The organism is Pseudomonas sp. MWU318, from assembly GCF_016756945.1.
Lineage (GTDB): Bacteria > Pseudomonadota > Gammaproteobacteria > Pseudomonadales > Pseudomonadaceae > Aquipseudomonas > Aquipseudomonas putida_A.
This window is the reverse complement of sequence record NZ_JAESJL010000009.1, coordinates 70,252-86,975: the sequence shown is the minus strand read 5'-3', so window position 1 is coordinate 86,975 and position 16,724 is coordinate 70,252. Positions and strand designations below refer to the sequence as shown.

18 protein-coding genes and 1 pseudogene are annotated in these 16,724 nt (G+C 59.6%); 13 read left to right on the top strand and 6 right to left on the bottom strand.

Features of this window, described 5'->3' with window-relative positions:
* Positions 1-30: 30 nt before the first annotated feature.
* On the top strand, positions 31-360 hold the full coding sequence (locus tag JN524_RS20710) for a PA4575 family protein (RefSeq protein ID WP_007963794.1): 330 nt from the start codon (positions 31-33) through the stop codon (positions 358-360).
* 6 nt (positions 361-366) lie between these two features.
* On the opposite strand, the gene JN524_RS20705 is transcribed toward JN524_RS20710, so the two are convergent.
* Positions 367-2,199 carry a hypothetical protein gene (locus JN524_RS20705; protein ID WP_202370538.1) on the bottom strand — a complete coding sequence of 611 codons (1,833 nt, stop codon included), beginning with the start codon at positions 2,197-2,199 and terminating at the stop codon, positions 367-369.
* Positions 2,200-2,373: 174 nt separating this feature from the next.
* Here JN524_RS20705 and JN524_RS20700 point away from each other — a divergent pair, with 174 nt between their 5' ends.
* The 3 genes from JN524_RS20700 (at position 2,374) to JN524_RS20690 (ending at position 4,042) form a co-directional block, all read left to right on the top strand.
* Positions 2,374-2,862, top strand: coding sequence for a TIGR00645 family protein (locus tag JN524_RS20700; protein ID WP_007963798.1), 489 nt, complete (start codon positions 2,374-2,376; stop codon positions 2,860-2,862).
* A 135-nt stretch (positions 2,863-2,997) separates the two neighbouring features.
* On the top strand, positions 2,998-3,303 hold the full coding sequence (locus JN524_RS20695) for a DUF6482 family protein (RefSeq protein WP_096795239.1): 306 nt from the start codon (positions 2,998-3,000) through the stop codon (positions 3,301-3,303).
* A 121-nt stretch (positions 3,304-3,424) separates the two neighbouring features.
* Positions 3,425-4,042 (top strand): FKBP-type peptidyl-prolyl cis-trans isomerase, encoded by a 618-nt coding sequence (locus JN524_RS20690; RefSeq protein WP_003228367.1) that lies wholly within the window; start codon positions 3,425-3,427, stop codon positions 4,040-4,042.
* A gap of 137 nt (positions 4,043-4,179) precedes the next feature.
* On the opposite strand, the gene JN524_RS20685 is transcribed toward JN524_RS20690, so the two are convergent.
* The 4 genes and pseudogenes from JN524_RS20685 to JN524_RS20675 form a co-directional block, all read right to left on the bottom strand.
* Complete coding sequence (locus JN524_RS20685; RefSeq protein ID WP_003228365.1) at positions 4,180-4,437, bottom strand: PA4570 family protein; 258 nt, start codon at positions 4,435-4,437, stop codon at positions 4,180-4,182.
* A gap of 204 nt (positions 4,438-4,641) precedes the next feature.
* Positions 4,642-4,983 (bottom strand): zinc ribbon domain-containing protein YjdM, encoded by a 342-nt coding sequence (locus JN524_RS20680; protein ID WP_202370537.1) that lies wholly within the window; start codon positions 4,981-4,983, stop codon positions 4,642-4,644.
* Positions 4,984-5,060: 77 nt separating this feature from the next.
* Positions 5,061-5,186 (bottom strand): annotated as a pseudogene (locus JN524_RS27585) (metal ABC transporter ATP-binding protein); the annotation flags it as partial.
* Entirely contained in the window at positions 5,164-6,132 is a 969-nt protein-coding gene (locus JN524_RS20675; protein WP_003228362.1) for a polyprenyl synthetase family protein, read from the bottom strand. The pseudogene JN524_RS27585 and the gene JN524_RS20675, both read right to left, overlap by 23 nt.
* Before the next feature lie 241 nt (positions 6,133-6,373).
* Between JN524_RS20675 and rplU the strand changes: the two genes are divergently transcribed.
* The 5 genes from rplU to JN524_RS20650 all read left to right on the top strand — a co-directional run bounded on the left by rplU (position 6,374) and on the right by JN524_RS20650 (position 10,112).
* Complete coding sequence (rplU, locus tag JN524_RS20670; protein ID WP_003228361.1) at positions 6,374-6,685, top strand: 50S ribosomal protein L21; 312 nt, start codon at positions 6,374-6,376, stop codon at positions 6,683-6,685.
* Between the two features lie 35 nt (positions 6,686-6,720).
* A complete protein-coding gene (rpmA, locus tag JN524_RS20665) occupies positions 6,721-6,978 on the top strand; it encodes a 50S ribosomal protein L27 (RefSeq protein WP_003228360.1) in 258 nt (85 codons plus the stop codon).
* Positions 6,979-7,172: 194 nt separating this feature from the next.
* Positions 7,173-8,396 (top strand): Obg family GTPase CgtA, encoded by a 1,224-nt coding sequence (cgtA, locus tag JN524_RS20660; RefSeq protein WP_003228358.1) that lies wholly within the window; start codon positions 7,173-7,175, stop codon positions 8,394-8,396.
* Positions 8,397-8,514: 118 nt separating this feature from the next.
* Positions 8,515-9,633, top strand: a complete 1,119-nt coding sequence (proB, locus tag JN524_RS20655) for a glutamate 5-kinase (RefSeq protein ID WP_027612826.1) — start codon at positions 8,515-8,517, stop codon at positions 9,631-9,633.
* A gap of 11 nt (positions 9,634-9,644) precedes the next feature.
* A complete protein-coding gene (locus JN524_RS20650; RefSeq protein WP_202370536.1) occupies positions 9,645-10,112 on the top strand; it encodes a CreA family protein in 468 nt (155 codons plus the stop codon).
* Positions 10,113-10,239: 127 nt separating this feature from the next.
* On the opposite strand, the gene rpsT is transcribed toward JN524_RS20650, so the two are convergent.
* Positions 10,240-10,512 (bottom strand): 30S ribosomal protein S20, encoded by a 273-nt coding sequence (gene rpsT, locus JN524_RS20645; RefSeq protein ID WP_003228351.1) that lies wholly within the window; start codon positions 10,510-10,512, stop codon positions 10,240-10,242.
* 252 nt (positions 10,513-10,764) lie between these two features.
* Here rpsT and murJ point away from each other — a divergent pair, with 252 nt between their 5' ends.
* From murJ to lspA, 4 genes are all read left to right on the top strand, one after another.
* Positions 10,765-12,303, top strand: a complete 1,539-nt coding sequence (gene murJ, locus JN524_RS20640; protein WP_202370535.1) for a murein biosynthesis integral membrane protein MurJ — start codon at positions 10,765-10,767, stop codon at positions 12,301-12,303.
* 129 nt (positions 12,304-12,432) lie between these two features.
* Complete coding sequence (gene ribF / locus JN524_RS20635; RefSeq protein WP_042561145.1) at positions 12,433-13,371, top strand: bifunctional riboflavin kinase/FAD synthetase; 939 nt, start codon at positions 12,433-12,435, stop codon at positions 13,369-13,371.
* A 13-nt stretch (positions 13,372-13,384) separates the two neighbouring features.
* A complete protein-coding gene (ileS, locus tag JN524_RS20630; protein WP_202370534.1) occupies positions 13,385-16,216 on the top strand; it encodes an isoleucine--tRNA ligase in 2,832 nt (943 codons plus the stop codon).
* Complete coding sequence (gene lspA / locus JN524_RS20625; protein WP_202370533.1) at positions 16,209-16,721, top strand: signal peptidase II; 513 nt, start codon at positions 16,209-16,211, stop codon at positions 16,719-16,721. The genes ileS and lspA overlap by 8 nt, the downstream gene beginning before the upstream one ends.
* The last annotated feature ends 3 nt before the right edge of the window (positions 16,722-16,724 follow it).

The following is a 16,724-nucleotide window of genomic DNA, read 5'->3' as shown; positions in this document are numbered from 1 at the left end:
TGAATACAGGCTTTACCGAGGGTCGCCGCCATGTCGCGCAACCTCTGCCTCACCCGTCAGTGCCTGGGTCTTGTGACCCGCATCGAATGCGCCATCAAACCGTTGGCCGGCGATAACGGCATGTGGACCTTGCTCTTCGCTGCCGGCATGGCCGGCGAACAACCCTCCGCCATCAAGGCCCAGGGCCCGTTTCACGGGCCGGTCGCCGCCGAGTCGATTCTCGACACTATTGTGGAAAGCCTGACGATGCACGGCTACGAGCTGGCCGACGATCCGCAGATCTGGAGCCTGCACCTGCAGGCACAGCTGCGCCAGATCAATGGCGGGCGTGGGCGTACGGTCGGCGTGTTCGACCACTAGGCGCAATTATGGCGCGGTGTCGGACTGCTGCGCCTTGTCGAGTTTGACCTCAAAGCCGTATTGCACGGTATTGAGCTCGGTCCGCTGATAGGTCTCCACGTGCGTTGGACGACCATAGAAGTAATGCACGCCGAACAGCGCCGGGCCATCCGCACTCGCGTCGTGACTGACCGAGAGAATCTGTTTCAGGTAATTGCCGCTGTCGTCCTTGACGAAGAATCGCCAGGCGTTGGCCGGAAACAGTTTCAGGTCCACCACCAACGTGTTGTTCTTGATCTCCAGGCCTTTGGGCAGGGATTTGGCGTCGTAGGCTTTTTTCTCCACGCTGGCGAGAAACAGCGGCATCGACCCCACGGCAATCGCCGGGGTTTCCGGAAACAGGTTCAAATCGTAAGTGATGGTCGCCTGCAGCGGATCGACCTGATACGCCTCGGGCGGCAGTTCGATCGGCTCATCGAGTTTGCCGCTGCGTTTCTCGGTGAAGAACGTCACGGGACTCTCGCCCGGGCTGAAATCATCACCGAGCAATTCATCGTTGAAGGTGCGCCGGTGCGAGAACTCGATGCGTGCAGCGCTCGGATCCTCCACGGATTGATGGATGCGGATGCCGGCCTTCAACGCTTCCTCGGTGAGGCTTGCGCCCTTGAGCCAGTTCGGCGCCAGATCGTCATAGACGACCACCGCCGGGTCCAGCGGCTGAATGGCTTTTTCCGTAGTGTGCTGACTGAAGGTGCGCACCGGCAGATCCAGCGCCTTGCGGGTCACGGTCGCTGAGGAGAAATCGAGCACGCTGACTTCCAGAGTGTCGATAGGGCCGTTGAAGTAGACCTTGTTGTAGCGGCGCGGATGCTGCTGCTCGAAGGTCTGCTGTTCGTCCTCGAGCTGTTTTTCCAACGCCTCGCTCCAGGTTTTCTGTTGTTGCAGATGCGCCAGTTGTTTCTCGTAGAAGGCGACTTGTGCCGGGCTCTCATTGATTGAGCCGGCGCGCACCAGGTATTGCCCGCTGGTGTCACGGGCCTGAACGATGACTGGGTTGAGCTGCGCACCCTCGACCTCAGGGGCCAATGGCAGGCTGTTGCTGAATTCGACTTCGGCGTAGTTCTTTTCAAGCTTCAGCAGGGTGACGCTGAGGTTGTCATCGGTGCGGGTCTGGCCGACGTCCTTCTGGCTCAGGTTGAAGCTGAACAGGCGGCGCGGCGCGATGACTTCGACTTTGCCTTGCAGGCTCACCGGTTGTGGCTGGCTCTTCTTGTCCACGTCCAGCCCTTCGATGAACGGGTAGGTCACGGTCAGGTCATCGGGGTTGTTGACGTTGGAGCTGGACGGGCTCAACTGAATGCCGGGATCGGTTTCCGACCACTCCGGCTGATAGGCGATCACGCGCTTGTTGCTCAGGGTCACCGACTGCCATTCCACGCCGTGCGGGAATAGAAAGCCGCCGGGAATGTTCAGGTTGAACGGGAATACCGGTTGCAGGTCGGTAAGGTAATCGGAGCTGGCGTCCTTGTGCAGCACGAACAGTCCGTTGATAAAGGTATCGACCAGCGCCTGCGGCGAAGGGTAGTGCTTGAGGATGCCGAGGGTGTCTTCGCCGTAGACGGTTTTCAGCGGGGTGCTGTCGAGCTTGAGCTGCGCGCGTTCGAGCAGCAGCAGCGAACCGCCGAGTTCGGTCACGGCGTCCTTGAGTTTCGGGTCGGTAATGGCGTCCAGTGAGTGTTCGAAGGTTGCCGTCTTCGCGTCGAGGCTGACCGAGGGCTTTTTCTCATCGCCGGGTGAGCAGCCACCCAGCAGCAGAACGAGGCAAATTCCGGCAGTCGTCAACGGTAATCGCACATGCATTTCCAGTCGTCCTGTCCACTTTCGCTAGGCGGTCAATGGTTTGGACAGTAGCAGAAAAAAATTCACACACACACGCAGGTTGCGGTGATGGGAGGTGCGAGCCGGGCGGTTTCTGGCGGTCACGGGCGGCTGGTATACTCGCCGCCGATTTCAATCCTTATTGTGTGAGAGTCAATGGAACGCTTTATCGAAAATGCAATGTACGCCACGCGCTGGCTGCTGGCGCCGATCTATATCGGGCTGTCCCTCGGGCTGCTGGCGCTGGCATTGAAATTCTTCCAGGAAGTGTTTCATGTCATTCCCAACGTGTTTTCCATGGCCGAATCGGATCTGATCCTGGTGCTGCTGTCGCTGATCGACATGGCGCTGGTGGGCGGCTTGCTGGTGATGGTGATGATTTCCGGCTACGAGAACTTCGTGTCCGAGCTGAACATCGACGAAGGCAAAGAGAAGCTCAGCTGGCTGGGCACCATGGATTCCTCGTCGCTGAAGATGAAAGTGGCGGCGTCGATCGTGGCGATTTCCTCGATCCACCTGCTGCGGATCTTCATGGATGCCAAGAACGTCGATCCCGAGCACCTGATGTGGTACGTGATCATCCACATGACCTTCGTGATTTCGGCGTTCGCGATGGGCTACCTGGACAAGCTCACCAAGCACTGATCATTGTTTGATCGCTGCAAAAACACCGCCCGTCTGTTGCGAAACAGACGGGCGGTGTCGTTTGTGGCTTGTGCTTTGGCGCGCGCGGGCATATCCCTGTAAGGGTCCTGGCTCGCCACCGCACGAGGTGCGTTCATGAACCTGCAAGAGCTGAATGCGTTTGCCATCGCCAGAAAGGTCGATGAGCTGAACCTGATCTCCATGGAGGGCGGGATTTATCTGCTCGAAGCGCGGATGCACGGGGCGGCGTATCCGCTGAGTGATCTCAAGGGCGAGATGCTGCAGCTGCGTTCGGTGGAGCATGCACGGGATCTTTTGCATAACTTTCCGGTGCTGCCGTTCAACCTCGTACACACCTCGGTGCACGATGAAATGTGCGGCCTGGGCGTCAGTGACGAGGAAAGCCTGAAAGTGCCGCTGGCCTGGCGCTCGGCCCTGTAGGCGTTGCGCCCCATCGCCGGGCATCTGTGCTAGTCTGCTCGCCCTTTTGGTTCCGGGCGCGCCGGGACGCGCTGTGCACGCACGGCAAGTCTGATGGCCGTCCGCACAGCGGAGCAGTGTCATGTCCGAAGTAAATCTGTCCACCGACGAAACCCGCGTCAGCTACGGTATTGGCCGTCAGCTGGGTGACCAGCTGCGCGATAACCCGCCACCGGGTGTCAGCCTGGACGCCATCCTGGCCGGTCTGACCGACGCATTCGCCGGCAAGCCAAGCCGTGTCGATCAGGAAGCCATGTCCGCCAGCTTCAAGGTTATCCGCGAGATCATGCAAGCCGAAGCCGCCGCCAAAGCTGAAGCGGCTGCCGGTGAAGGCCGTGCTTTCCTGGCTGAAAACGCCAAGAAAGAAGGCATTACTACTCTGGCTTCCGGTCTGCAATTCGAAGTGCTGACCCAGGGCGAAGGCGCCAAGCCATCCCGTGAAGACACCGTGCGTACTCACTACCACGGCATGCTGATCGACGGTACCGTGTTTGACAGCTCCTACGATCGTGGCCAGCCAGCAGAATTCCCGGTTGGTGGCGTGATCGCTGGCTGGACCGAAGCTCTGCAACTGATGAATGCCGGCAGCAAATGGCGCCTGTACGTGCCGAGCGAACTGGCTTACGGCGCTCAAGGCGTTGGCAGCATCCCGCCGCACAGCGTTCTGGTATTCGACGTCGAGCTGCTGGACGTTCTGTAATGCCTGGCCTGTCCCGGTGACAGGTCAATAATGTGGGGGCGGGCTTGCTCGCGAAGGCGTCCTTTCAGGCAAACCATTCGTTGCCTGATACAGCGCTTTCGCCAGCAGGCTGGCTCCCACAGTTTTTTCCGCGCTACTCATATTTCGATCTTGTGATGCAGCTCATTGGTCGGGCGCAAGGCCCGGGCATAGCAGAACAGGAACAGATTGCGCACTAGCTCCTTGAGCACCAGCGGTTCGCTGGAATTCAGGCTGCTGACGTCCAGATCACCCTGATCCTGCAGCTCATGCAGGGCTTCTTCTTCCAGTACCGCACAGACTTCTCCGGTTTCCCGATGCAGGATCCTGAGGTATGGGTGTGGGCGATCCAGCCAGGCGTCGATCAAATAAGTCATGGGTCTCATCTCCTTGAAAGGTTTCAATGAGAATAATTCTTATTCGTCAAATAGCAAGTGCCTATTGGCGGAATGCGATTTTTTCCGGGTAAAGATTGCGTAAGGTCAAAACGGCTGGCGCCTGGCTATTACGCGAGAATGCGGGGGCTGGCGGGGAGGGTGACGCACCATCCCGCGGCGGGCACGGGATGGCTGACAGCAGGATCAGACCTTTCTGACGAACTCGGACTTGAGCTTCATCGGGCCGATGCCATCGATCTTGCAGTCGATGTCGTGGTCGCCGTCGCACAGGCGGATATTCTTGACCTTGGTGCCGACCTTGACCACCAACGAGGTGCCCTTGACCTTCAGGTCCTTGATCACGGTGATGGTGTCGCCGTCCTGCAGCACGTTGCCGACCGAATCTTTCTTCACGACATCATCGGATGCCACTTCGGCTTCGCCGTTGGCCGACCACTCGTGGGCGCACTCAGGGCAGATCAGTTGGGCACCGTCTTCGTAGGTGTATTCGGAATTGCATTTCGGGCAGGGTGGCAACGTACTCACTAAGGCTCCTTGATAGGGGATCGCTAAAAGTCGCACATTGTATAGGGTTTTACGCGCAGGAGGGCATAGAGCAGAAACAACTGTGGGAGCGGGCTTGCTCGCGAATGCGGTGTGTCATTGAACATTAATGTTGAATGACAGGTTGCTTTCGCGAGCAAGCCCGCTCCCACAGAAGGCAGATCAGTGCGTGCGGGCGACCGCAAATTCGCTCAGTTCCACCAGTGCATCGCGGTATTCGCTGGCCGGCAGCGCGTCGAGGCACTTGATCGCACGGGCCACGTAGTCGCGGGCCAGTTGCGCGGTGTACTCCAGCGAACCCGAGGCTTCCACGGCGATGCGGATGCTTTCGAGGTCTTCGATCCCGCCTTTCTGGATCGCCTGACGTACCAGAGCAGCTTGCTCCGGCGTACCTTCGCGCATGGTGTAGATCAGCGGCAGGGTCGGCTTGCCTTCGGCCAGATCGTCACCGACGTTCTTGCCCAGAGTCTCGGCATCACCCTTGTAGTCGAGCAGGTCGTCGACCAGCTGGAACGCCACGCCCAAGTGATCACCGAAGGTGCGCAGGGCTTCGCTCTGCTCGGCGGTGGCACCGGCCAGTGCGGCGGCGCTGTGGGTCGAGGCTTCGAAAAGCATCGCGGTCTTGCCGCGGATGACTTCCATGTAGGTTTCTTCGGTGGTGCTGGCGTCGCGTACCTTGGATAGCTGCAACACTTCGCCTTCGGCGATGATGCGCGTGGCCTGGGACAGGATCTTCATCACCGGCATCGAGCCCAGCTCGACCATCATTTCGAACGAGCGCGAGTACAGGAAGTCGCCGACCAGCACGCTCGGGGCGTTGCCCCACATGGCGTTGGCGGTCGAGCGGCCACGGCGCATGCCGGACATGTCGACCACGTCGTCATGCAGCAGGGTCGCGGTGTGCAGGAATTCGATGGTGGCGGCCAGCAGGCGCATGTCGTCGCCTTCGCGACCCAGGGCCTTGCCGCACAGCAGCACCAATAAAGGACGCAGGCGTTTGCCGCCGGCCGAGGTGATGTAATCGCCGATTTTCGATACCAGCGGCACTCGGGAAGTCAGCTGCTTCTTGATGATGCCGTCGACGGCGTTAAAATCGTCCGCCACCGCGCGGTAGAAAGCTTGGGGTTGCATCAGCGACAGTTGCTCCAGAAGGGTTGCGCGGCATGCTAGGACCCACACCGGGGCCTGTCAAGGCGCGATGGACGGCCACTTGCGTGACTCTCGCGGCTTGCGTACAATCGCGCACCCTGAACTTCCTGGGCAGCACCTGCCTTACGCAATTGCACTTGGGCCGTTCCAGCCCCATGCAGCCATGCCAGCCAATACCTCTTCTTATAAAGAGCTGGGTGAGCAGGATTATCGGAGAAATACCATGTACGCAGTAATCGTTACCGGCGGTAAGCAATACAAGGTCGCTGAAGGTGAATACCTGAAGATCGAAAAACTGGAAGTCGCTACTGGCGAATCCGTGACTTTTGACCGCGTTCTGCTGGTCGCCAATGGCGACGACGTGAACATCGGCGCACCTGTTGTTGCTGGCGCAACCGTCAAGGCTGAAGTGATCTCCCAAGGTCGTCACGATAAAGTCCGCATCATCAAGTTCCGTCGCCGTAAGCACCACATGAAGCGTATGGGCCACCGCCAGTGGTTCACCGAGATCAAAATCACCGGTATTCAGGCTTAATTACAGCCTAATTCCTCACTAGGAGAATTGAACTCATGGCACACAAAAAAGCTGGTGGTAGTACCCGTAACGGTCGCGACTCAGAAGCCAAACGCCTTGGCGTGAAGATGTATGGCGGCCAGGTCATCAAGGCCGGCAACATCATCGTGCGTCAGCGCGGCACCCAATTCCACGCTGGCTACGGCGTTGGCATGGGTAAGGATCACACCCTCTTCGCGAAAATCGAAGGCGTGATCAAGTTTGAAGTAAAAGGCGCCTTCGGTCGTCGTTACGTGAGCGTTGTCGCGGCTTAATCGCGAGATCGCTGGAAGAGCCCTGTCTTGCGACGGGGCTTTTTCGTTTGTGGGGTGAGTCTCTTGCAAAACTGTTTGTATGGGCTGTCGGCGTGCGATGCAGGTCGTGTTTTGGGGTCGCTGCGCTCATTTTTGCAAGAGTCTTATGTCTTGATTGTTTTTCGGCTCGTCCGTATGGCGAGAGGCGTTGAGTTATGAAGTTTGTAGACGAAGTATCGATCCGCGTAAAAGCTGGCGACGGCGGCAATGGCTGCATGAGTTTCCGTCGGGAAAAATTCATTGAAAACGGCGGCCCGAACGGCGGTGATGGCGGTGACGGCGGTTCCATCTACATGATGGCCGACGAAAACCTCAACACCCTGGTCGACTACCGTTACACCCGGCACTTCGATGCCGAGCGTGGCTCCAACGGCGGCAGCACCGATTGCACCGGCAAGAAAGGTGAAGACCTGATCCTGCGCGTGCCGGTCGGTACCACCGTGATCGACTCGGCCACCCAGGAAGTGATTGGCGACCTGACCAAGGCCGGCCAGAAACTGATGGTGGTGCAGGGCGGTTGGCACGGTCTGGGCAATACCCGTTTCAAATCCAGTACCAACCGTGCGCCGCGCCAGACCACTCCGGGCAAGCCGGGTGAGCAGCGCGACCTGAAACTGGAAATGAAAGTGCTGGCTGACGTCGGTCTGCTGGGCTTGCCGAATGCCGGTAAAAGTACCTTTATCCGTTCGGTGTCGGCCGCCAAGCCGAAAGTTGCCGACTACCCGTTCACCACGCTGGTGCCGAACCTGGGTGTGGTCAGCGTTGACCGCTGGAAAAGCTTCGTCATCGCCGACATTCCGGGTCTGATCGAGGGCGCTTCCGACGGTGCCGGCCTGGGTATTCGCTTCCTCAAGCACCTGGCGCGTACGCGTCTGTTGCTGCACCTCGTCGACATGGCGCCGCTGGATGACACCAGCGCACCGGATGCGGCTGAAGTGATCGTCAACGAGCTGGTCAAATTCAGTCCGTCGCTGGCCGAGCGTGATCGCTGGCTGGTGCTGAACAAGTGCGACCAGATTCTCGAGGAAGAGCACGAAGAGCGCGTCAAGGAAATCGTTGATCGCCTGCAGTGGGAAGGTCCTGTCTATGTGATCTCGGCCATCGCCAAAGAAGGCACCGAGCGCCTGACCCGCGACATCATGCGTTATCTGGAAGATCGTGCCGATCGCCTGGCTAACGACCCGGCGTACAAGGAAGAGCTGGCCGATCTCGATCAGCGCATCGAAGACGAAGCCCGTGCACAGTTGCAGGCGCTGGATGACAAGCGTGCCCTGCGTCGCAGCGGCGTGAAGTCGGTCCATGACATCGGCGACGATGACTGGGACGAAGAAGATGTGGATGATGAGGACGGTCCGGAAATCATTTACGTGCGCGACTGATCTGTTGCGATAAACTTGAACGCCGCTCAATCGAGCGGCGTTTTGGTATCTGGAAATCGGTAGTCACGATTAACGGGCAGCGCTGGGTCGCGCTGTCCTCAAGCTAAGGTTGAAGATGATGCGGAGCAAGGTGACAGGTGCGCAGCGTTGGGTCGTGAAGATCGGCAGCGCTTTGCTGACAGCTGATGGCAAAGGGCTGGATCGTGCGGCAATGAGTGTCTGGGTCGAGCAGATGGTCGCCCTGCATGAGGCGGGTGTCGAGTTGGTGCTGGTGTCCTCCGGGGCGGTGGCTGCCGGCATGAGCCGCCTGGGCTGGACCGCACGACCCAGTGCGATGCACGAGCTCCAGGCCGCTGCTGCAATCGGTCAGATGGGCTTGGTGCAGGCCTGGGAATCGAGCTTTGCCGAACATGGCCGGCACACCGCGCAGATTCTCCTGACTCACGATGACCTGTCCGACCGCAAGCGCTACCTGAACGCTCGCAGTACCCTGCGTGCGCTGGTCGAGCTGAAAGTCATCCCGGTGATCAACGAAAACGACACCGTGGTCACCGATGAAATCCGTTTCGGCGACAACGACACGCTGGCAGCGCTGGTGGCCAACCTGGTCGAGGCCGATCTGCTGGTGATCCTCACCGATCGCGACGGCATGTTCGACGCCGACCCGCGCAATAACCCAGATGCGCAACTGATTTACGAAGCGCGCGCCGATGATCCGACCCTGGATGCAGTGGCGGGCGGTACCGGCGGTGCGCTGGGGCGTGGCGGCATGCAGACCAAGCTGCGCGCGGCGCGTCTGGCGGCGCGTTCCGGGGCGCATACCATCATCGTCGGTGGGCGTCTGGAGCGAGTGCTCGATCGCCTGAAGGCTGGCGAGCGCATCGGTACGCTGCTGTCGCCTGAGCGCGGCATGCTGGCGGCGCGCAAGCAGTGGCTGGCCGGGCATCTGCAGACTCGCGGCACGCTGGTGCTGGATGAAGGCGCGGTGTCGGCGTTGTCGCAAGGCAACAAGAGCCTGTTACCGGTCGGCGTCAAATTGGTCCAGGGCAGCTTCCGTCGCGGCGAGATGGTGGTCTGCGTGGCGCCGGACGGTCGCGAGATCGCCCGTGGCCTGGCCAACTACAGTGCGCTTGAGGCGCAAAAAATCATTGGTCAGTCGTCGGATGCAATTGTCGGCGTGCTGGGCTACATGGCTGAGCCGGAACTGGTTCACCGTGACAACCTGATTCTGGTCTAAGGAAAAACGCGATGCGCATGGCAAAAGGATTGTTGGGTCTGCTGATGGCGTTGCCATTGCTGGCCTCGGCCGAGGAAATCGGTCAGGTGTCGACGGTGTTCAAGTTCGTCGGCCCGAATGACCGGATCGTGGTCGAAGCTTCCGATGATCCGAAGGTCGACGGCGTAACCTGCTACCTGTCTCGCGCCAAGACGGGTGGGGTGAAGGGTGGCCTGGGTCTGGCCGAGGATCGCGCCGAGGCGTCGATTGCCTGTCGTCAGGTGGGTCCGATCAAGTTCAAGGGCGAACTGAAGGATGGCGACGAGGTGTTCAAGGAGCGCACGTCGCTGGTGTTCAAGACCATGCAGGTGGTGCGTTTCCTCGACAAGAAGCGCAATACGCTGGTGTACCTGGTTTACAGCGATCGCGTGATCGAGGGTAGTCCGCAGAATGCGGTAACCGCAATTCCGATCGTACCGTGGGTGCCGGTCCAGCAGTAACACCGCAGAAACAACTGTAGGAGCGCCGCCCGGAGCAGGCTCACTCCTACATTTTTTGTGCTGCATTCGCTAAATCGCAGGCAATAAAAAACCGACCCTAAGGTCGGTTTTTTAATGACTACGTCGATTAAGCAGCTTCTTTCAGTGCCTTGACGTGGCCATTCAGACGGCTCTTATGACGAGCAGCCTTGTTCTTGTGGATGATGCCTTTATCGGCCATGCGGTCGATAACTGGCACAGCCAGAACGTATGCAGCTTGAGCTTTTTCAGCGTCTTTTGCGTCGATGGCCTTAACTACATTCTTGATGTAGGTACGAACCATGGAACGCAGGCTGGCGTTGTGGCTGCGACGCTTCTCAGCCTGTTTTGCACGTTTTTTGGCGGAAGGTGAGTTGGCCACCGTCGAGCTCCTCGAAAGACTTTTTAGGAAATAGCAAACAAAATAGGCCGCGAATCATGCCGATGAAGAGAAGTCTTGTCAAGGGCGCTTGAAACGTTCCGCTAAGTGGTAGGTATGAAGAGGCGGGATATTTATTTCCGGCGCTTGACCTGTAAACTCGCGAGCTTTGGCTCTGTGCTGTTGCGGCGCGGAGTATCGCACAAGTGGGCGCATTGTTCGCCTGCTGTTTATCGACAGGCACACATTTCCTTAATGAATCTGCTCAAATCGTTGGCCGCTGTCAGCTCTATCACGATGCTTTCCCGGATTCTGGGGTTCGTCCGTGACACGCTCATCGCACGCACATTCGGCGCCGGCATGGCGACGGACGCCTTCTTCATTGCCTTCAAACTGCCCAATCTGCTGCGGCGAATTTTCGCCGAGGGTGCGTTTTCGCAGGCCTTCGTGCCGATTCTGGCTGAATACAAGAGTCAGAAGGGCGAAGAAGCGACCCGCACCTTCATTGCTTATGTATCGGGCCTGCTGACGTTGGTGCTGGCGCTGGTCACTGCGCTGGGGATGATCGCCGCACCGTGGGTGATCTGGGCCACGGCGCCGGGGTTTGCCGATACGCCGGAAAAATTCCAGCTCACCTCCGACCTGTTGCGGGTGACATTCCCCTATATATTGCTGATCTCCCTGTCCTCGCTGGCCGGGGCGATTCTCAACACCTGGAACCGCTTTTCGGTGCCAGCGTTCGTGCCGACCCTGCTCAACGTCAGCATGATTGTGTTTTCGCTGTTTCTCACGCCGTATTTCGATCCACCAGTCATGGCTCTCGGCTGGGCGGTACTGGTCGGTGGTCTGGCGCAGTTGCTCTATCAACTGCCGCACTTGAAAAAAATCGGCATGCTGGTGCTGCCGCGTCTGAATCTGCGCGATACCGGCGTCTGGCGAGTGATGAAGCAAATGCTGCCGGCGATCATCGGTGTCTCGGTCAGCCAGATTTCGCTGATCATCAACACCATTTTCGCCTCGTTCCTGGTGGCCGGTTCGGTGTCGTGGATGTATTACGCCGACCGTTTGATGGAATTGCCGTCCGGCGTGCTCGGCGTAGCGTTGGGCACGATTTTGCTGCCGACGCTGGCCAAGACTTATGCGAGCAAGGATCGCCACGAATACTCGCGGATCCTCGATTGGGGCCTGCGCCTATGCTTCGTGCTGGTGTTGCCGTGTGCGCTGGCGCTGGGGATTCTTGCCGAGCCGCTGACCGTGTCACTGTTCCAGTACGGCCAGTTCAGCGCGTTTGATGCGTCCATGACCCAGCGTGCGCTGATTGCCTATTCTGTCGGTCTGCTCGGAATTATCGTGATTAAAGTGCTGGCGCCGGGCTTTTACGCGCAACAGAACATCCGCACCCCGGTAAAAATCGCAATCTTCACCCTGATCGTCACTCAACTGTTCAACCTGCTGTTGATCGGACCGCTGGCTCATGCCGGTCTGGCGCTGGCGATCAGTGCCGGTGCCTGCCTCAATGCCGGGCTGCTGTTCTATCAATTGCGCAAGCAAAAGATGTATCAGCCGCAACCGGGCTGGTACATGTTCGGCTTCAAACTGGTAGTGGCGGTAGCGGTCATGTCGGCGGTATTACTACTGGGCATGCATTTCATGCCGGCCTGGGATCAGGGGCACATGCTGGAGCGCTTCCTGCGTCTGGGGGCGCTGGTGGTTGCAGGTGTGGTGGCGTATTTCGGTATGTTGCTGCTGCTCGGTTTCCGTCTGCGCGACTTCAATCGCAAGGCGTTGAGCTGAGGTTTCAGCCTTTATAACCGGGCACGGGCCGGCAGTTTTGTCGGCTCGATCACTTTGCGTTACGGTGTTGCCTGTCGTCGACCGTCGGGTGTGGTTATAATCGACCACTTTATGAGCAAGAAGCGCGTTATGCAGCTGGTTCGAGGCCTCCACAACTTGCGCCCCCAGCATCGGGGCTGCGTCGCCACTATTGGCAACTTTGACGGTGTTCACCGTGGTCACCAGGCTATCCTGGCCCGACTGCGTGAGCGTGCGCTCGAGTTGGGCGTACCCAGCTGCGTGGTGATTTTCGAGCCACAGCCACGGGAATTCTTCGCCCCGGAGACCGCGCCGGCGCGCTTGGCTCGCTTGCGCGACAAGCTGCAGCTGCTGGCCGCCGAAGGCGTTGACCGGGTGTTGTGCCTGGCATTCAACCAGCGCTTGAGCAAGCTCAGCGCCAGTGAGTTCGTCGATACCATTTTGGTGGACGGTCTCGGCGTGCAGCATCTGGAAGTCGGCGACGATTTCCGCTTTGGCTGCGACCGCCTCGGCGATTTCGATTTTCTGCTGCAGGCCGGCCAGGTCCACGGGTTTACCGTGGAAGCCGCGCAAACCGTCGAGCTGGACGGCATTCGCGTCAGCAGCACTCAGGTGCGCAACGCGTTGGCCGCCGCCGATTTTGCCTTGGCCGAACGCTTGCTCGGTCGCCCGTACCGGATCGCCGGTCGCGTGCTGCACGGTCAGAAACTGGCCCGGCAACTGGGTACGCCCACTGCCAACATTCAACTCAAGCGCCGTCGCGTACCGTTCACCGGGGTTTACCTGGTAGATGTGGACATCGACGGCAAAACCTGGCCCGGCGTCGCCAATATTGGCGTGCGGCCTACGGTCCAAGGTGATGGCAAAGCCCACCTTGAAGTTCATCTACTGGATTTTGCCGGCGATCTGTATGACCGGCGTCTGACGGTGGTTTTCCACCAAAAGCTGCGTGAAGAGCAGCGTTTCGCCTCCCTGGAGGCACTGAAAACGGCGATCAACGCGGATGTCGCCACCGCCCGTGCACTAGCCGCACCTAGCGCCCATCGCTAATGAAGAGCCTTAAATGACCGACTATAAAGCCACGCTTAACCTTCCGGACACCGCCTTCCCAATGAAGGCCGGCCTGCCACAGCGCGAACCGCAGATTCTGCAGCGCTGGGACAGTATTGGCCTGTACGGAAAGTTGCGCGAGATTGGCAAGGATCGTCCGAAGTTCGTCCTGCACGACGGCCCTCCGTACGCCAACGGCACGATCCACATCGGTCACGCACTGAACAAGATTCTCAAGGACATGATCATCCGCTCGAAGACCCTGTCGGGCTTCGACGCGCCGTATGTCCCGGGCTGGGACTGCCACGGCCTGCCGATCGAGCACAAGGTTGAAGTGACCCACGGCAAGAACCTGGGCGCGGACAAGACCCGCGAACTGTGCCGTGCCTACGCCACCGAGCAGATCGAAGGGCAGAAGAGCGAATTCATCCGTCTCGGCGTGCTGGGCGACTTCGCCAACCCGTACAAGACCATGGACTTCAAGAACGAGGCCGGTGAAATCCGCGCCCTCGCCGAAATCGTCAAGGGCGGTTTCGTGTTCAAGGGCCTGAAGCCGGTGAACTGGTGCTTCGATTGCGGTTCGGCGCTGGCCGAAGCCGAAGTCGAGTACGAGAACAAGAAGTCCTCGACCATCGACGTGGCCTTCCCGATCGCTGACGAGGCCAAACTGGCCGCCGCGTTCGGTCTGCCATCGCTGAGCAAACCCGCTTCGATCGTGATCTGGACCACCACCCCGTGGACCATCCCGGCCAACCAGGCATTGAACGTTCACCCTGAATTCAATTACGCCCTGGTTGATATCGGCGACAAGCTGCTGGTGCTGGCTGAAGAGCTGGTTGAATCCTGCCTGTCGCGTTACGGCGTAGAAGGCACCGTACTGGCCACCGCGCCGGGCTCGGCACTGGAACTGATCAACTTCCGTCACCCGTTCTACGACCGCCTGTCGCCGGTGTACCTGGCCGACTACGTCGAACTGGGCGCTGGCACCGGCGTGGTTCACTCCGCCCCGGCCTACGGTGTGGACGACTTCGTGACCTGCAAGAAGTACGGCATGGTCAACGATGACATCCTCAACCCGGTACAAAGCAACGGCGTGTACGTGCCGTCGCTGGAGTTCTTCGGCGGCCAGTTCATCTGGAAGGCCAACCCGGCCATCGTCGAAAAACTGACCGAAGTCGGTGCGCTGATGCACACCACCGTCATCGAACACAGCTACATGCACTGCTGGCGCCACAAGACCCCGCTGATCTATCGCGCCACCGCGCAGTGGTTCATCGGCATGGACAAAGAGCCGGTCAGCGGCGACACCCTGCGCGTGCGCTCGCTCAAAGCCATCGAAGACACCAAGTTCGTTCCGGCCTGGGGCCAGGCGCGCCTGCACTCGATGATCGCCAACCGTCCGGACTGGTGCATCTCCCGTCAGCGCAACTGGGGCGTGCCGATCCCGTTCTTCCTGAACAAGGAAAGCGGCGAGTTGCACCCACGCACCGTCGAACTGATGGAAGAAGTCGCCAAGCGCGTTGAAGTCGAAGGCATCGAAGCCTGGTTCAAACTCGACGCCGCAGAACTGCTGGGCGATGAAGCGCCGCTGTACGACAAGATCAGCGACACCCTCGACGTCTGGTTCGACTCGGGCACCACCCACTGGCACGTGCTGCGCGGTTCGCACCCGATGGGTCACGAAACCGGCCCGCGTGCCGACCTGTACCTGGAAGGTTCCGACCAGCACCGCGGCTGGTTCCACTCGTCGCTGTTGACCGGTTGCGCCATCGACAACCACGCGCCGTACCGCGAGCTGCTGACCCACGGCTTCACCGTCGATGAGTCCGGCCGCAAGATGTCCAAATCGCTGGGCAACGTGATTGCGCCGCAGAAAGTCAACGACACCCTGGGCGCCGACATCATGCGTCTGTGGGTCGCGTCGACCGACTACTCTGGCGAAATGGCCGTGTCCGAGCAGATCCTGCAGCGCAGCGCGGACGCCTATCGTCGCATCCGTAACACCGCGCGTTTCCTGCTTTCCAACCTGACCGGTTTCAACCCGGCCACCGACCTGCTGCCGGCTGAAGACATGCTCGCACTGGATCGCTGGGCCGTGGATCGTACCCTGCTGCTGCAACGCGAGTTGCAAGAGCACTACGGCGAATACCGTTTCTGGAACGTTTACTCGAAGATCCACAACTTCTGCGTGCAGGAGCTGGGTGGTTTCTACCTCGACATCATCAAGGATCGCCAGTACACCACCGGCGCCGACAGCAAGGCACGTCGCTCGTGCCAGACCGCGCTGTTCCACATCTCCGAAGCGCTGGTGCGCTGGATCGCGCCAATCCTCGCGTTCACCGCCGACGAGCTGTGGCAGTACCTGCCGGGCGAGCGCAACGAATCGGTGATGCTCAACACCTGGTACGAAGGTCTGACCGAGCTGCCGGAAGGCTTCGAGCTGGGTCGCGCTTACTGGGATCGCATCATGGAAGTGAAGGTAGCGGTCAACAAAGAGATGGAAATCCAGCGTGCGGCCAAGGCCGTCGGTGGCAACCTGCAGGCCGAAGTGACGCTGTTTGCCGAAGAGGCGCTGAGCGCCGACCTGGCCAAGCTGAGCAACGAGCTGCGCTTTGTATTGATCACCTCGACTGCCAGCGTGGCACCTTTCGTTCAGGCACCTGCGGACGCGGTAGCCACCGAAGTCAGCGGCCTGAAACTGAAGATCGTCAAATCGGCCTTCCCGAAATGCGCCCGTTGCTGGCACTGCCGCGAAGACGTTGGAGTGAACCCGGAGCATCCGGAAATCTGCGGTCGTTGCGTCGACAACATCAGCGGCGCCGGCGAGGTTCGTCACTATGCCTAACGCCGTTGGCCGTTTCGGACGGTTGAGCTGGCTCTGGTTGAGTTTGCTGGTTCTGGTCATCGACCAGGCCAGCAAGTTCTACTTCGAAGGCAAGCTCGAAATGTTCCAGCAGATCGTGATCATTCCCGATTACTTCAGCTGGACCCTGGCCTACAACACCGGCGCGGCCTTCAGCTTCCTGGCCGACAGCTCCGGCTGGCAGCGCTGGCTGTTCGCCCTGATCGCGATCGTGGTCAGTGCGTTGCTGGTGGTCTGGCTCAAGCGTCTGGGGCGCAACGATACCTGGCTGGCTGTCGCTTTGGCGCTGGTGCTGGGCGGCGCGCTGGGCAATCTGTATGACCGCATTGCCCTGGGCCATGTGATCGACTTCATTCTGGTGCACTGGCAGAACCGCTGGTACTTCCCGGCGTTCAACTTCGCCGACAGCGCCATCACCGTCGGTGCGGTGATGCTCGCACTGGACATGTTCAAAAGTAAGAAAACCGGAGAAGCCGTTCATGACTGAACA

Bases quoted from the DNA above. Each gene is read 5' to 3' on its own strand.
- JN524_RS20685 (WP_003228365.1), bottom strand. From the start codon at position 4,437: ATGACTTATTTGATCGACGCCTGGCTGGATCGCCCACACCCATACCTC.
- JN524_RS20690 (WP_003228367.1), top strand. From the start codon at position 3,425: ATGTCCGAAGTAAATCTGTCCACCGACGAAACCCGCGTCAGCTACGGT.
- rpmA (WP_003228360.1), top strand. From the start codon at position 6,721: ATGGCACACAAAAAAGCTGGTGGTAGTACCCGTAACGGTCGCGACTCA.
- JN524_RS20705 (WP_202370538.1), bottom strand. From the start codon at position 2,199: ATGCATGTGCGATTACCGTTGACGACTGCCGGAATTTGCCTCGTTCTG.
- rplU (WP_003228361.1), top strand. From the start codon at position 6,374: ATGTACGCAGTAATCGTTACCGGCGGTAAGCAATACAAGGTCGCTGAA.
- murJ (WP_202370535.1), top strand. From the start codon at position 10,765: ATGAATCTGCTCAAATCGTTGGCCGCTGTCAGCTCTATCACGATGCTT.
- JN524_RS20675 (WP_003228362.1), bottom strand. From the start codon at position 6,132: ATGCAACCCCAAGCTTTCTACCGCGCGGTGGCGGACGATTTTAACGCC.
- JN524_RS20650 (WP_202370536.1), top strand. From the start codon at position 9,645: ATGCGCATGGCAAAAGGATTGTTGGGTCTGCTGATGGCGTTGCCATTG.
- JN524_RS20710 (WP_007963794.1), top strand. From the start codon at position 31: ATGTCGCGCAACCTCTGCCTCACCCGTCAGTGCCTGGGTCTTGTGACC.
- JN524_RS20695 (WP_096795239.1), top strand. From the start codon at position 2,998: ATGAACCTGCAAGAGCTGAATGCGTTTGCCATCGCCAGAAAGGTCGAT.
- JN524_RS20700 (WP_007963798.1), top strand. From the start codon at position 2,374: ATGGAACGCTTTATCGAAAATGCAATGTACGCCACGCGCTGGCTGCTG.
- ribF (WP_042561145.1), top strand. From the start codon at position 12,433: ATGCAGCTGGTTCGAGGCCTCCACAACTTGCGCCCCCAGCATCGGGGC.
- proB (WP_027612826.1), top strand. From the start codon at position 8,515: ATGCGGAGCAAGGTGACAGGTGCGCAGCGTTGGGTCGTGAAGATCGGC.
- ileS (WP_202370534.1), top strand. From the start codon at position 13,385: ATGACCGACTATAAAGCCACGCTTAACCTTCCGGACACCGCCTTCCCA.
- lspA (WP_202370533.1), top strand. From the start codon at position 16,209: ATGCCTAACGCCGTTGGCCGTTTCGGACGGTTGAGCTGGCTCTGGTTG.
- cgtA (WP_003228358.1), top strand. From the start codon at position 7,173: ATGAAGTTTGTAGACGAAGTATCGATCCGCGTAAAAGCTGGCGACGGC.